14 protein-coding genes are annotated in these 13,316 nt (G+C 70.8%); 9 read left to right on the forward strand and 5 right to left on the reverse strand.

All coding sequences use genetic code 11. The annotated features are described in order from the left end of the window. Nucleotides 1-87 precede the first annotated feature (87 nt). A complete protein-coding gene (locus ACFYP3_RS32725; RefSeq protein ID WP_388840627.1) occupies nt 88-1,668 on the forward strand; it encodes an alpha/beta hydrolase in 1,581 nt (526 codons plus the stop codon). A gap of 128 nt (nt 1,669-1,796) precedes the next feature. On the opposite strand, the gene ACFYP3_RS32730 is transcribed toward ACFYP3_RS32725, so the two are convergent. Further along, nucleotides 1,797-2,291: a MarR family winged helix-turn-helix transcriptional regulator gene (locus ACFYP3_RS32730; protein WP_388840630.1), complete on the reverse strand. Its 495-nt coding sequence runs from the start codon at nt 2,289-2,291 to the stop codon at nt 1,797-1,799. A 65-nt stretch (nt 2,292-2,356) separates the two neighbouring features. On the opposite strand from ACFYP3_RS32730, the gene ACFYP3_RS32735 reads away from it, so the two are divergent. The 3 genes from ACFYP3_RS32735 to ACFYP3_RS32745 all read left to right on the forward strand — a co-directional run bounded on the left by ACFYP3_RS32735 (nt 2,357) and on the right by ACFYP3_RS32745 (nt 5,903). After that, a complete protein-coding gene (locus ACFYP3_RS32735; RefSeq protein WP_388840634.1) occupies nt 2,357-4,480 on the forward strand; it encodes an MMPL family transporter in 2,124 nt (707 codons plus the stop codon). 458 nt (nt 4,481-4,938) lie between these two features. After that, nucleotides 4,939-5,526 (forward strand): TetR/AcrR family transcriptional regulator, encoded by a 588-nt coding sequence (locus tag ACFYP3_RS32740; RefSeq protein ID WP_388840637.1) that lies wholly within the window; start codon nt 4,939-4,941, stop codon nt 5,524-5,526. After that, entirely contained in the window at nt 5,523-5,903 is a 381-nt protein-coding gene (locus ACFYP3_RS32745; protein WP_388840640.1) for a hypothetical protein, read from the forward strand. The genes ACFYP3_RS32740 and ACFYP3_RS32745 overlap by 4 nt, the downstream gene beginning before the upstream one ends. Before the next feature lie 216 nt (nt 5,904-6,119). Here the strand turns inward: ACFYP3_RS32745 and ACFYP3_RS32750 are convergent, their stop codons facing one another. Together ACFYP3_RS32750 and ACFYP3_RS32755 are read right to left on the reverse strand one after the other, a co-directional pair. Further along, nucleotides 6,120-6,683, reverse strand: coding sequence for a hypothetical protein (locus ACFYP3_RS32750; protein ID WP_388840642.1), 564 nt, complete (start codon nt 6,681-6,683; stop codon nt 6,120-6,122). Between the two features lie 118 nt (nt 6,684-6,801). Further along, nucleotides 6,802-7,605 carry an SGNH/GDSL hydrolase family protein gene (locus tag ACFYP3_RS32755; RefSeq protein WP_388840645.1) on the reverse strand — a complete coding sequence of 268 codons (804 nt, stop codon included), beginning with the start codon at nt 7,603-7,605 and terminating at the stop codon, nt 6,802-6,804. A gap of 460 nt (nt 7,606-8,065) precedes the next feature. Between ACFYP3_RS32755 and ACFYP3_RS32760 the strand changes: the two genes are divergently transcribed. From ACFYP3_RS32760 to ACFYP3_RS32780, 5 genes are all read left to right on the forward strand, one after another. Further along, nucleotides 8,066-8,518: an Imm21 family immunity protein gene (locus ACFYP3_RS32760; RefSeq protein WP_388840720.1), complete on the forward strand. Its 453-nt coding sequence runs from the start codon at nt 8,066-8,068 to the stop codon at nt 8,516-8,518. 26 nt (nt 8,519-8,544) lie between these two features. Beyond that, nucleotides 8,545-9,270 (forward strand): hypothetical protein, encoded by a 726-nt coding sequence (locus tag ACFYP3_RS32765; RefSeq protein WP_388840648.1) that lies wholly within the window; start codon nt 8,545-8,547, stop codon nt 9,268-9,270. Between the two features lie 146 nt (nt 9,271-9,416). Further along, nucleotides 9,417-10,148, forward strand: a complete 732-nt coding sequence (locus tag ACFYP3_RS32770) for a DUF402 domain-containing protein (RefSeq protein ID WP_388840651.1) — start codon at nt 9,417-9,419, stop codon at nt 10,146-10,148. 270 nt (nt 10,149-10,418) lie between these two features. Next, nucleotides 10,419-10,778, forward strand: coding sequence for a hypothetical protein (locus ACFYP3_RS32775; protein WP_388840654.1), 360 nt, complete (start codon nt 10,419-10,421; stop codon nt 10,776-10,778). A 221-nt stretch (nt 10,779-10,999) separates the two neighbouring features. Beyond that, nucleotides 11,000-11,449, forward strand: coding sequence for an SRPBCC family protein (locus tag ACFYP3_RS32780; RefSeq protein WP_388840657.1), 450 nt, complete (start codon nt 11,000-11,002; stop codon nt 11,447-11,449). Nucleotides 11,450-11,858: 409 nt separating this feature from the next. Here the strand turns inward: ACFYP3_RS32780 and ACFYP3_RS32785 are convergent, their stop codons facing one another. Together ACFYP3_RS32785 and ACFYP3_RS32790 are read right to left on the reverse strand one after the other, a co-directional pair. Further along, nucleotides 11,859-12,056 carry a hypothetical protein gene (locus tag ACFYP3_RS32785; RefSeq protein WP_388840660.1) on the reverse strand — a complete coding sequence of 66 codons (198 nt, stop codon included), beginning with the start codon at nt 12,054-12,056 and terminating at the stop codon, nt 11,859-11,861. Between the two features lie 300 nt (nt 12,057-12,356). Continuing rightward, nucleotides 12,357-13,181, reverse strand: a complete 825-nt coding sequence (locus ACFYP3_RS32790; RefSeq protein ID WP_388840663.1) for a HEAT repeat domain-containing protein — start codon at nt 13,179-13,181, stop codon at nt 12,357-12,359. Nucleotides 13,182-13,316: the final 135 nt, after the last annotated feature.

Genomic DNA, 13,316 nt, shown 5'->3' on the forward strand with positions numbered 1-13,316 from the left:
AACAGCGGCTACCCCATGCCAGCCACACCCGACTCCCCTGGGTGTCCCGATCTTACGAATGACCCGAATCAACCCACGAAGAAAGGTATGGACCCCGTGACCCCTGTCAGCCCCGTCGTACGCCGCGCCTCGGCCGTGGGCCTCGCCCTCGCCGCCTGCCTCACGTCCTCACCCGTCTTGGCCACGGCCGCCGAGACCCCCGCCCAGCACAGCTCCGCGGCCGGACTGGACCGGTTCTACCGCCAGCACCTCGGCTGGGGCAGCTGCATCAAGGGCGCCGACGACACCACGGGCCGCGATCTGGACCAGGCAGGTGTGCAGTGCGCCGACGTGACCGTGCCCCTGGACTACGCCGACCCCCAGGGGCGCACGATCACCGTGGCGATCTCCCGGCTCAAAGCCACCGACACCCGCCACCGCATCGGCGCGATCCTCCTCAACAACGGCGGTCCGGGCGGTCCCGCGCTCCAGTCCCCGCCGCAGGCCCGTGCGTCGATGAAGGAGGTCGGCGCGCGCTACGACATCGTCGGCTTCGATCCGCGCTTCATCGGGCGGAGCACCGCGCTGGACTGCGGTTTGCCCGTCGGTATGACCTGGCTGTCCGCCGGCGCCGGCCGGGCGGGCTTCGACCGTCAGGTCGCCCTGCAGAAGAGCCTGGCCGAGAAGTGCCGGGCCACGGACGCCGCTGTCCTCCCGCACATCACCACCCGCAACACGGCCCGCGACATGGACGTCATCCGCGGCACGCTCGGCGAGCGGAAGATCTCCTTCCTGGGCTACTCGTACGGCACCTACCTGGGCACGGTCTACACGCAGATGTTCCCCGGCCGCCACGACCGGATGGTGCTGGACGGGGCGATCAACCCGAGCGACTACCGCCCCCGGCTGCTGAAGGGCACCGAGCGCGAGAACGAGAAGGCGCTGTCCGACTGGGCCGCCTGGGCCGCGGAGCACCACGACACCTACGGCCTCGGCCGCAGCCGCGCCGAGGTGCTTGCCACCATCGACCGCGTCGTCGCGGCGGCCGCGCGGGGTCCGCTGACCATCGGCGCCGGCGCCGATGCCTTCCGGATCGACGACAGCCAAGTGCCGCTCCTCCTCTTCTCGGGCATCGCGGACGACACCACCCCGGCGCGGGCGTCGTTCGGCGAGCTGGTGTCCGTACTGGTCCAGGCCGCGGAGGGCCGGCCGACGACGGTGCCGCCGACGCTCGTACCGGAGCTTCGGTACGTGCTGCGCGGTGAGGGCGAGCCCACCGGCGCGCAGTCCGCCGTCATCTGCGGGGACGTGGCCGCCGCGCGCGATCCCGAGCTCTACTGGCGGGACATCGAGCGCAACCGCGTCGCGCACCCGCTGTTCGGCGCTCTGACCAACAACATCAACCCGTGCGCCTTCTGGGACTCGCCGCGCGAAGAGCCCACCCGGGTGCGGCGCGATGCCCCTGCACTGATCGTCGCCGCCACCGGTGACCCGCGTACCACGTACAAGGGAAGCGTCGAGCTGCACAAGCAGCTGCCGAGCTCCAGGCTGGTCACCCTCGAGGGCGCCAACCGGCACGCCCTCTTCGGGCGCTACGGCAACGCGTGCGTGGACGACGAGGTCAACCGGTACCTGGCCACTGGCAAGCTGCCGGCGAGGGACCGGACCTGCGTCAAGCAGGCAGGGTAGCCGCCCGCGGCTCACGTTCCGCGTGCGCGGGCTGGCCGCGCCGGCTGCCCGGCGGCTGCCGCAGCGGTATCCGGATCCGCGGCCGGGCGGCCGCGCGGGCGCCGCCGTCCGGCCCCCGCCCCGCGGGCTCAGCGGCGCACGCGCGAGAGCTGGTCGTTCATCTCGCTCAGGAACCGGACGATCGTGTGCAGTTCGTCCGGGCTGAAGCGCGCGCGTACCGCATCGGTCGACCTGGCCAGCGGCCGGAAGTACTCGCGTGCCGCCTCACGGCCGGCCTGGGCGTAGTGGATGTGCACCACGCGCCGGTCGTCGGCAGCCCGGACCCTTCGGATGTGGCCGGCCTTCTCCAGCCGGTCCAGGCAGGCCGTCATCGCCCCCGAGGTGAGGTTCATGTGGGTGCTCAGCCGCCCGGGGGTCATGGGGCCGGCCTCCTGGTCGCGCTCGGCGTCCAGTACGGCGATCAGCGCCTGCACGTCCGTCAGGTGCAGCCCCTGGGCGTGGGCGAACTCCTGGGCGATCCGGTTGAACTCGGCGTTCATCGCGCGCAGCAGTACGGCGAAGGACTGCAGACCGGTCGGGTCGTCGGACGGAAGGTCGGGGGGAGGCGTGTCGGCGCTGCGCATGTCCTCAGCATATGATCTCTCGATCGTTGAGATACTTTATGGTGGAGAGAATGGAGGGCGTGTCCATGAGGAGCTCGTCGCGGTGGATCCGGTGGCTGGTGCCGGCGGTCCTGCTGGTGGTGTGGATGGGAATCGGCGGAGCCCTCGGTCCCTACGCAGGAAAACTCGGCGAGGTCGCCACCAACGACCAAGCCGCTTTCCTGCCCCGGAGCGCGGAATCCACCAAGGTGCTCGAGGAGCGCAAGGCCTTCGAACGGTCCGAGTCGGTGCCCGCGATCATCGTCTGGCAAGCGCCGGACGGCGGAGCTGTCACCGACGCCCAGCAGCAGGACGCCACCCGCGCCCTCGCCCCCCTCGCCGGGAAGACGGGCGTCAGCGGACCGCCCTCGCCCGCCCTGCGCTCGCAGGACGGTCAGGCCCTGCAGGCGGTCGTGCCGCTCGCCCCGAACCTGGGCGACGAGTTGCCCACCGTCCTGGACGAGGTACGCGCGGCAGCAGACTCCGTACCCGGTCTGAGCGCGCAGATCGCCGGTCCCGCGGCCACGCAGGCCGACCTCGCGGACGCCTTCTCCGGCATCGACGGCCTCCTCCTGGGCGTGGCGCTCGGAGCCGTGCTGCTGATCCTGCTGCTCGTCTACCGCAGCCTGTTGCTTCCCCTGGTGATCATCATCAGCGCGGTGTTCGCCCTCAGCCTGGCCTGCGCCGTCGTCTACGCGCTGGCCGACCGCGGCATCGTACGGGTCGACGGCCAGGTACAGGGGATCCTGTCCATCCTGGTCATCGGCGCGGCGACCGACTATGCGCTGCTGCTGGCCGCACGCTTCCGGGAAGAACTCGCCGCCCGCGGCGACCGGACCGCCGCGGCGCTGGCCGCCGTCCGGCGTTCGGCAGGTGCGATCACCGCCAGCGCCGCGACCGTGGCCCTGGGCCTGCTCGCCCTGCTGGCCAGCGACCTGACCAACAACAGGGCCCTCGGCCCGGTCGGCGCCATCGGCATCGTCTGCTCCGTCGTGGTCACCCTCACCTTCCTCCCCGCCGTCCTGGTCCTGCTCGGCCGGGCCGCGTTCTGGCCCGTCACGCCCGAGCCCGGCGACGCCGCGGCGGAGGGACATGGGGTGTGGCGCCGCATCGCGGCCGTCATCGACCGGGCGCCCCGCCGGGTCTGGGCATCGACGACCCTGCTCATGCTCGTCCTGGCGGCGTTCTCCCCGGCCCTGTCCTCCAACGGCGTCCCCCTGGACGAGATCTTCGTCAAGGACGCGCCCTCCGTCGCCGCCCAGAAGACGCTCAGCCGGCACTTCCCCGGCGGATCGGGCCAGCCGGCCGTGATCATCGCCAACGCCACCGGCATCGGCGACGTGCAAGCTGCCGCACGCGCAACCCCCGGGGTCGCTTCGGCGGCGCCCATGACGGCCTCCGGACGGCCCGGCGAAGGAGAACCCCTCGTCGTCGACGGCCGCGTCCGCATCGACGCCACTCTCGAGGCAGCCGCCGACAGCGACAGCGCGAAGCGAACCGTCGCCGAACTGCGCACCCGTCTGCACGCGGTGCCGGAGTCGGACGGCATCGTCGGGGGCTACACGGCCCAGCGGTACGACACCGAGCGGACCGCGGCCCGCGACCGCACCGTCATCGTGCCGATCGTCCTCGGCATCATCCTGCTCATCCTCGTCCTGCTCCTGCGGTCCCTCCTGGTCCCGGTCCTGCTCGTCGCGACCGTGGCCTTGAACTTCCTGGCCACCCTGGGCGTGTCCGCGCTCGTCTTCGAGCACCTGCTCGGGTTCAGCGGTACGGACGCCTCCGTGCCCCTGTACGGCTTCGTCTTCCTCGTGGCGCTCGGCGTCGACTACAACATCTTCCTGATGTCCCGTGTCCGGGAGGAGTCCCTCGTCCACGGCGTACGCGAAGGGGTCCTGCGCGGCTTGACGACGACGGGCGGCGTCATCACCTCGGCCGGCGTGGTGCTCGCCGCGACCTTCGCCGCGCTCATGGTCATCCCCCTCGCCTTCCTCGTCCAGATCGCCTTCATCGTCGCCTTCGGCGTCCTCCTCGACACCCTCGTCGTGCGGTCCCTGCTGGTTCCGGCCCTCGTGATCGACATCGGGCCGCGCAGCTGGTGGCCCAGCGTCCTGGCCGGTGGATCACGCACCGCACCGGCCGGCCCCCGGCAGCCGGGCAGCAACCCCTAGGTGCAGGGCGACGGCCACCGCCCTCGGCGCTGCCTGGGTACGGGCCGGCCATGCCGGTCGGCGGTGGGCGGTCGGGACGCCGCGGAGGCCGCCCGCGCCGCCCACCGCACCGGCGCCTCCGGTTACGGATACGGCTGCGGCACCCTCGTCGAGGCAGCGGCCCACGGGGGCGGTCGTACTGACCGCCGTACCGGAGGCCGGCTGCGCCACGTCGGCCCAGGGGCCGGCCCACCGGGTCACCGGGCGGCCGGTGATCGACTGTGCTGTTTCGAGGGCGCGCTCCGGGGGCGGTTGTCGTGCACCGCTGGGACTCGCCTACGCCGTCGTTGGCGGCTGCCAGGACTTGCATCGAGCCGCCCGTCAGCTTTCCGCCGGCCTGAGGCGGCGCATCGGCTCCGGTTTTGAGGGGCCGACCACCCTGTTGCTTCTCTTACGGGTCGACCCGTATGGTAATTGTCATGAGTTCCAATCCGCCCCCCAGGGGGCGTCCCAGGGATCCCCGATCGCACGAGGCGATCATCGGCGCGACGGCAGAGCTGTTGGTCGAGGTCGGCTACGCCGCGACCTCGATCGGGGCGGTGGCCGCGCGGGCCGGTGTCGGCAAAGACACGATCTACCGACGGTGGTCGGGCAGGCCCGAGTTGGTCTTCGAGGCCGTCTTCACGACCACCGACGACGCTCCGCTCCCGGACACCGGAACGCTGGCCGGGGATCTGACCGTGCTGGTACAGGGCCTGGTCGACGAGTTCCGCGCGCCTGCCGCCTCGGCAGCCCTCCCGGGGCTGCTCGCTGACTTCGCCGCCGATCCGGAACTGAAAGCCCGTATCCGCGGTGACTTCCTGGCCCCGTCCAAGGAACGGCTGCTGGTGGTCTTCGAACGCGCAGTGCTGCGCGGGGAGATCGCGGCCGAAACGCCCGTGGAGCTGGTCCTGGACACACTGGCAGGAGCCGTCTTCTTCCACATCGGACTGGTCGGGGAGCACCCTGACCCGCAGCTGGCCGCACTGCTGGCCGCCGTCGTGGCCAAAGGAATCGAGGTCCGATGAACGGCTGGCTTCTCGCAGCAGGGATCACCGCGCTCGGCGTGGCCGCGGTGCACATCGTCGGCGGACACCGCGATGTGGTCCGCCCCCTGCTGTCCTGCGGTCTCGCGGAGGAACCCAAGCGTGTCCTGCACGCCGTATGGCACATGGTGACCGGAGACCTGGTGCTCTCCGGACTCGCCCTGCTGTACCTCTCCCTGAGGGACGGAACGCCGGGCACCGGCCTGGTGGCGTGGTTCGTGGCCGCGCACTTCCTCGTATACGCGGCAGCCTTCTTGGTCGTCACCCTGACCGTCGACTGGCCCAGACCGCTACTCCGCCTGCCGCAGTGGATCCTGCTCCTGCCGGTCGCGGCGCTGGCAGCGGCGGGCGCCGCGTAGCCACGTGCCCGGAAAGCTCCCGCGGCGCCGCGTCGAGCCGTCCGGACATGCCGCCCGAAGGATCGCCGCTGCCACCCTTGAGGGGCAGGTATGAGGAAGATGTGCGGCCGGCCCCGGGGGGAGCGCGTGTCGTGCCGTCGTGTCGCCGTGCGGTCGTGCGGTCTGCCCGAACGCGTACGTCCGGGCAGACCGCACCTCTGCGCAGCGGGCTCCGGCTCAGCAGCCGCCGCAGTTGTAGAACGTCACGTCCCAGTGGTTGCCCTCGTCGGCGTAGACGTTGCCGGCGCCGGACTTCCACTGCGGGGCGCCGTCACCGCGCACCCCGATGTAGGTGAACGTGTTCTTGATGTAGTTCCCGACGCAGGTGTACTTGCTGAAGTCGAGCTTGTAGCCGTTCCAGTGGGAGTAGGTGCCGCCGGCGTGGCCGGTCTCGGTCCCGCCGGTGATCTGCAGGGAGCATCCGCTGGCGCTCTTGAGGGTCTGCGCGCCCTGCGCCGTGGCGAGGTTGAGCTGCTCGAAGGACGTACAGGACGGGTTGTTGCGGTCCGAACAGCCGCCGGACGAGGACCAGGTGATCCCGGAGCTGCGGAACATCGAGGTCGCGGTGGCGTGGCTGATCTTGGTGGCCGCCTGGGCCTCGCCGATGCCGATGCCGGGGGTGACGAGTGCGCCGAGGACGAGGGCGAGGGCGGTGAGGACGGAGCGGACCGTGTTTCCTCGTGCGCGGCTCGGGGCGGTGTTCCCGGCCCGGAGACCGGCGGGTGTGTGGGGGGACCTCATGAGCTTTCCTCCTGGTGCGGACTGGTGCGGATCGCGGGGGGTGCGGAGCGGTGGGCCGGCGGGTCTACCCGCGTCAACTCGGGGCCGCGAAAGGCCCCTGGGCGCGGCCCGGGGGAGATCACACGGTGGAGCGGAAGGCGGGCAGGTATCCACCGGACTGGCCTGCGGCCGTGGGGTGGTAGCTGTTGGAGACGGGCACCGAGACGCTGTGCAGCCAGGCATTGCCCGAGCAGATCTCGTGGCCGGTGAACTCATCCACGACGCTGGAGTACGAGAATCCCGCGTTCGCGGCCTGCTTCGCGAGCGTCGCGTTGAGGGCGTCGCTGCCCCGGTTGATCGCCGCGCGCTCGGTCTCGCTCAGGCCGGCGATGCAATTGCCGTTCAGCTGGTAGAAGCGCGGGTAGCCGAGCACGACGACATGAGCCTGCGGAGCCTTGCTGCGGATGGTGCCGTAGAGGGACGAAAGGCTGCCGGGCAGGGTGTTGTTGATCTGTGTGATGGCGTTGTTCACCGCGCTCACGCACGTCGCCTCGCTCTGCAGCACGCAAGTCTGCATGACGTTCGCGAACCCGACGTCGTTGCCGCCGGCGGTGATGCTGACGAGCGTGGTGGAACTGTTGAGGGGGGCCAGCTGGCTGCTCTTGACCGTACTGGTCGTCGCTCCCGAACAGGCGGTGAAGGAGAACGAGGCCGGGGCGTTCGCCGCCGCCCACAGGTACGGGTAGGCCTTGCTGCTGCGCTGGCAGCTGCCGCTGTCGGACAGGTAGCTTCCGGCGCCCACCCCTGAGGAGTAGGAGTCTCCGAGGGCGACGAAGCGCTCCCCGGCCGCAGGGGCGGCGGAGGCCTGCTGGGTCAGTCCCACGGTCAGGGCGACCAGGGTCGACAGGACGGGTAAGACCCGTCTCAGTACTGGCGCGTGCATGACAAATCACTCCTTGTGTGTCGTGCGGGGACAGGAGTTGTTGAAGAGTCACTCTTCTAGCAGTGAGGGACGCCCTTGCGATAGGCGTGTGAAACGCTTTGTTACGGGGCGCTCAAAGCACTGCCGACCCCAACGGCCCGCCCACGCGCCCTGTTGGCGGCCCGGATGCGGTGACCGACTGAACGGATCGACCCGGCCGAACCTGCCGCGGGGGGCAGGGGCCGGCGGATGTCCGGGTCGCGACCGCCTTGCGGGCCGTCGGCTTGGAGCCGAGGGACGCGGACCAGTGGTGGTCACTGTGCCTACTGAAGGCCATCGACGAAGCCGGTGACGACGGGAACCGGATGGCGGGGGAGTGGTCGGAGATCGAGCAGATCGCTCTCGACGGCGTGGCCGGACTCCCGGACTGGCTTTGCAGCGGTCCGTGCTGTACCAGTGGGGCGGCTGCACCAAGGACGGTGTGCTCACTTGGCTGGCAGCCGACTCCGACACCGAGTTGCTCGCCGCCGCCCAGTCCGTCCTGAGAGACCCGGTGACGCCGTGGGAGAAGTGCGGGGTCTGGGAGACCGATGGCCCTGTGGTTCTTGTGGACTCGGTCGAGGCCGGTGCGGATCTCCGCGTGCCCTACTCCGACGGCAGAGGACGACCGGCTGAAGCCCCGGTGGCCGTGCCCGCAGGGCGATGGGAAGTTCGTGCATGCGACAAGACCCGGGGCGTCCCCCTGGGTTGGCGTAGTCCAGCTCGCTGCGCGGCGCGCACAGCCTCCCGTCCCTGCTTCTCGCTGGCGTTTGCCCGGTGCGACCGCTGCGGTCGTCCCAGAACCCGGCGACGAGCGTTCCCGCTTCTGCCCCTCCCGCAGCCACCGCCGCGCTCCGCCGCCGGCGGTGCCTCACGTACGGCATCTGGTCAGTGACCCGGCCTCAGATCTACCGTGAGGTCATGACGGCACACAGCGCGGGGGCGCCCGTAGGCGTTGAGCGGGGCGAGTCGGGGACGACGGATCTGGTGCTGCGAACGGGCGGCGCCTCCTGGCTCACCGTGCCGCGCTCGCTGGGGAGCGCCGCGCTGACCGCGCTCGGTGCGGGCCTTCTCGGGCTCGCCCTCGTGCTGCCGGCGGCGGTGATCGTGCTCTTCGCCGGAGCCGGGTGGGCCACGGTGGGGGTGGTGGCCCTCTGGATGGTGTCCATAGCCGTCGCCGCGGGCTTCGCGGGCGCACTGGCAGTGGCCTGCTTCCGGGTGTACCGGATCAGGTTTTCCGCCGCCGGCGATCCTCAAGGGGTGCGCCTCGTGCGGGGCCTGGGGAGCGGTCCGTGGCGGCCCATGGGGGAACCGGACCGCCTGCGCCTGGAGCAGGAGATCGAGGAGCCGTACGCCGGGGACCCGCTCCGCGCCACCCGCGTCCTCACACTGCGCCTGATCCGGGACGACTCCGATGTCTGCCGGGCTGTCCTGCCGCCGGAGACCGACGCCGCACAACTCCTCGCGGCTTTGGAGCAGGCTCTGGGGCCGGAGGTCCTGCTCGAACTCCAGGTGAGGCGCACCACCCGCCCCGCGCCCCGGCGCCGCTGCAGCCGGGGCGGGCCCTCCGGCATCGGCATCAGTGGCGCCGGAGGCTACAGCTGCGGCGGCGGCAGCGGATGCGGCGGCGGGGGCGGGGGCGGCTAGCCACAGGACGCCGCCGCGGGTGGCCGGCGAGCTGCATTCCCGCCTCGGTTCGCGACTGGCCCTGCCCGTAAGCCGGTAGCCGCGGGTAAGCCCCAGAGGTGGGCAGCCGGGCCGGACCGCCCGACCTGGACGCCAAGGAGGAGCCGGTGCACAGTTTCGAGACGGGTCACACGGTCGTGCGACGCGATGTCCACCGCTCAGGCCGGGTGTGGAGCGAGCACGCGCTGCGGGTCCTCACCGACACCGGCGAGGCGCTGGTGACCGCCTGCGCCCCCGGAGCACAGGTCCGATGGCCCGCCCTGTACGCGAAGGCCCGAACCGAGGGGGACCGCTCGGTGCGTACGGAGGCGTTCGACGCGATGGCGTCCGGCCGGTGGGACCTCGAGGCCGCCCTGTGGCAGGAGACCGACCTGTTGCTGTGGAAGCCGCCGGCGGCCTGGTTCAGCATCAACGCCTTCTTCGTCCCGGACGGGGCCGGGGGGCGCCGACTGCGGAACTGGTACGTCAACTTCGAGTACCCCACACGCCGCACCGAGGACGGGTTCGACACCTTCGACCTCACCGTGGACCTGCTCATCGACTCCGACCTCACCCGGTGGCAGTGGAAGGACGAAGACGAGTACGCGCACGTGCGGCGCCTCGGCATCGTCTCCGATGCCGAGCACCAGGCCGTGGACGCCGCCCGCGCCCAGGTCCTCGCGATGCTCGCCCAGCGCTCCGGCGTGTTCGCCGACGCCGAGGGGTGGGCGGCGTGGAGGTGGGAGCCGCACTGGCCCGCGCCGTGCCTTCCGCCTCGCGGCGGCGCCGGGCGGGCTGCACCGGGAGGGGACCGGAGGGTTGCCCGTACAGGTGCACTCGGAGGCGCATCGGAGGTCTGATCGGGAGTCAGCTGACGGCGTGCGGGCGTCGGGGCCAAATCCACCGGTGGACGGGCGGCGCCAGGACGGTGCCTACGACGAACCCGAGTGCGACGGTCTGGCTCGCGATCGAGATGGTCCCTAGGACTGCGCACAGGACTACGCCGACCGTAATTCGGACGCCACCGTGGGCCGTACTCCCTGTTCGGCACCGGTGATGGCCCCGCGCACGCTCCGATCTGGAGCCCGGCCCGCGGGGGTGTTGTCAGTGGTGGTGGTGACTATGGGGAGATGAGCGCCGGTATAGCGCCCGACGGCCCGCATACGGGGATCGACGGGCTGTGCGAGCAGATCCGGGGCGCCCTCGCAGGGTGGGTGCCCCGGCTGCTCGGTGTTCACGTCCACGGCGCGGTGTCCGGGCCGGCGGCGGTAGCACGGCTGGTCGAGGCTGTCGCGGCCGCCGCCGAGCTCACGGTGCTCCCCGGTGACGGCGAGCTCGCGCGGGCCGAACTGCACACGGCTGCCGCGCGGGCCATCGCGGCCGCCGTCGAGCGGCCGGGGACGGATGCGCGGGCCGAGCTGGCCGCCGTCCGCGCGGGGTGCCGGCGCGCGGCTGTCGCGGTCGGCCTGTCCGTTCCCGTCGCCTTCTGACCCCGGCCGGATGACCGGGTTTCTGGTCGGCGGGAGCAGGGGGTGTCATCCGTCCGGCTCGAGGCCGTGTGCCCCGGGTTCCTCACCTGGCGACCGCGCTCGTCCCACAGGGCCGGGTTTCGGGGTCATGGATGCGCGGATCGCGGGCAGGGGCGCCTGCAGGGGAAGGGCTCCCCGGTACGGCCGGTCCGTGGTCCGGCAGCGAAGAGGAAGGACGCTTCATGTCGCAGGTAGAAGAGTCGATCGAGGTCGATGTCCCCGTGCGTACCGCTTACAACCAGTGGACGCAGTTCGAGTCGTTCCCCCACTTCATGGAGGGTGTGGAGCGCATCGATCAGCGCACCGACACCATGACGCACTGGGTGACGAAGATCGGCGGGGTGACGAAGGAGTTCGAGGCGGAGATCACTGAGCAGATCCCCGACGAACGCGTCGCGTGGACCACCCTGGGCGGCGAGGTCAAGCAGGCCGGCGTCGTGACCTTCCACCACCTGGCCGACAACAAGACCAAGGTGATGCTGCAGCTCGACTACGACCCGGACGGCTTCGCGGAGAACGTCGGCGACAAGCTCGGCCTCGTCAAGCGGCAGATCACCGGCGACCTGAAGCGGTTCAAGAAGTACATCGAGGAGCGCGGCAGTGAGACGGGATCCTGGCGCGGCGAGGTCTGACCCTCGGAGTGACCTCGTCCGGGTGAGCCCGGTTTCCCGGCTCTCGTAACGGCCCGAGGGGGGCGCCTGTGAGAGCGCCGCCCCTCGGGTTTCGCCGTAGTATTCCGAGGCCCGGACTGCCTTCGGCAGCCCCGTGGGGCGTGATGCTGCGCGCCCGGCATGTCGGCGGTGCAATCAGGCCGCGTCGGGTGGGCGGGCACCAGGACCATCAGCACGATGTCGATGGCCGCCTGGATACCGGCGCGCTCGGTGCGAGGCGAGGCCAGCAGTCGGCGTGCGTCACGTACCGGTTCAGGACCGCGTTCCGCAGCGCTCATGGGAGACGTGCCGCCCCTCCCCGGAACTGCAGGAAGTGGCAGGGCCCGCCCGACGATGCACCCCGGGCGGGCCCTCTACGCGACGGCGCGGGCTACAGCGCGTCGTCACGCAGGTCGTCGTCCATCTCCGGCGAGCGCTCGCGCGAAGGATTCTGGCGGCCGTGCTCCTCGGACGGGCGGCGGCCCTGCATGTCCTTCGGCTCGTCCTGGCCCGGCCGCTGACGCTGGAGGTGTTCCTGCTCCTCGCGGCCCTTGCCCGGCTGCTGACGCTTGTCCTGCATACCGCTCATCGTGGACTCCGTGGTTGGGGGATGTGCCACCGCCACGCTGCCACGGATCGTCACAGACCGCATCATTTGGTAACCAAGCGCAATCGAAACAGGTGTGATCATCCGGCCCGGCCGAACCCCCACCAGCCCCAGGAGCCCCGCCGTATTCGAACGCGATCCTTGGGCTCAACGCCAATGGGCGGCGCCCAGCCACCGCAATCCGGCTTGACCGGCGCCACACGAAGGACATGCCTTCCTTACGGCGACAGGGGTCTCGCATCTTCCCCGGCCGCTCGTCCCCACAGCCGGTTGCTGTGATCGTCAGCTGCGGAGGGGCTTGCGCTGACGGGCCGCGGCTGCTTGATCACGAACGTATGGGTCGGCGTCTGCTGCCAGCTGGTCGAGCACGGCCAAAGTGGCGAGGTCAGGCTCCGGGGCGGCGAAGTGGCCCAAGGCGATCGCAACCCAGGCGCGGACACGGGTGTTGTCGTCGTTCGCGAGCGAGCGGATCTTCCACAGGGTTCTCGGTAGATGAAGGAAGCCGAGGGTGCTGAGGGTGGAGATGCGCACCTGCGGGGCGGGATCGTCCAGCAGCTGCAACAACAGGTCGATGGCCTCCGGTTCTGTCCCGTGACTGCCGAGCGTGCACGCGACCGCGTTGCGGATTCCTTCGTCCGAGACCTGCGCAGCGTGGGCCAGCAGACTGAGATCAGCAGGGTCGGGGACGAAGCCGAGCAGCCAGATTGCCGCCCTGCGAAGGTCGTCATCGTTGCCCACGGCGCACGGCAGGATGATGTCGCGCGCTGCGGCCGGGTGCTCCTGCGCGAGTACATGGAGCGTGGTCGAAAGAGAGTCCTGGTCGTCACCCAGATCGCGGGAGAAGGCCTGCAAGAGGGCGGCAAGAGCAGTGTGGCCGGCAGTCTCGGCGAGAATCCGAGCAAGCACATGACGGGCGTACCAGTTTCCCGCCTCCACGGCTGCTGCGAGATGCCGTTCCACGGACGGAATCAACTCCCGCCGCGGAACGGCTACGAGCTCCTCTTCGATTTCGGCAAGGTCGTCGAGGTCGCAGTCCGGATCCGCGAGGCCGGCCGCCAGCTCATCAAGGCGCAGGGTGGGATGATCCGCTGCTCGTTGGTCTTCCATACGTCCTCCTCATGATCCTTCAGACCACCAAGCCTGCCCATTGTGGGTCTCACTGCTGCGGTGCAGGTTCGCGGAACGGATTGTCCAACAGGCCTCTGACAATGGCGTGCGCGTTGGCCGGCTCACTCAGCCGGC

Origin of the sequence: Streptomyces sp. NPDC005533 (genome assembly GCF_042871845.1) — a bacterium.
Taxonomy (GTDB): domain Bacteria; phylum Actinomycetota; class Actinomycetes; order Streptomycetales; family Streptomycetaceae; genus Streptomyces.

Bases quoted from the DNA above. Each gene is read 5' to 3' on its own strand.
- ACFYP3_RS32740 (WP_388840637.1), top strand. From the start codon at position 4,939: ATGAGTTCCAATCCGCCCCCCAGGGGGCGTCCCAGGGATCCCCGATCG.
- ACFYP3_RS32745 (WP_388840640.1), top strand. From the start codon at position 5,523: ATGAACGGCTGGCTTCTCGCAGCAGGGATCACCGCGCTCGGCGTGGCC.
- ACFYP3_RS32735 (WP_388840634.1), top strand. From the start codon at position 2,357: ATGAGGAGCTCGTCGCGGTGGATCCGGTGGCTGGTGCCGGCGGTCCTG.
- ACFYP3_RS32765 (WP_388840648.1), top strand. From the start codon at position 8,545: ATGACGGCACACAGCGCGGGGGCGCCCGTAGGCGTTGAGCGGGGCGAG.
- ACFYP3_RS32730 (WP_388840630.1), bottom strand. From the start codon at position 2,291: ATGCGCAGCGCCGACACGCCTCCCCCCGACCTTCCGTCCGACGACCCG.
- ACFYP3_RS32755 (WP_388840645.1), bottom strand. From the start codon at position 7,605: ATGCACGCGCCAGTACTGAGACGGGTCTTACCCGTCCTGTCGACCCTG.
- ACFYP3_RS32775 (WP_388840654.1), top strand. From the start codon at position 10,419: ATGAGCGCCGGTATAGCGCCCGACGGCCCGCATACGGGGATCGACGGG.
- ACFYP3_RS32790 (WP_388840663.1), bottom strand. From the start codon at position 13,181: ATGGAAGACCAACGAGCAGCGGATCATCCCACCCTGCGCCTTGATGAG.
- ACFYP3_RS32725 (WP_388840627.1), top strand. From the start codon at position 88: ATGGACCCCGTGACCCCTGTCAGCCCCGTCGTACGCCGCGCCTCGGCC.
- ACFYP3_RS32780 (WP_388840657.1), top strand. From the start codon at position 11,000: ATGTCGCAGGTAGAAGAGTCGATCGAGGTCGATGTCCCCGTGCGTACC.
- ACFYP3_RS32785 (WP_388840660.1), bottom strand. From the start codon at position 12,056: ATGAGCGGTATGCAGGACAAGCGTCAGCAGCCGGGCAAGGGCCGCGAG.
- ACFYP3_RS32750 (WP_388840642.1), bottom strand. From the start codon at position 6,683: ATGAGGTCCCCCCACACACCCGCCGGTCTCCGGGCCGGGAACACCGCC.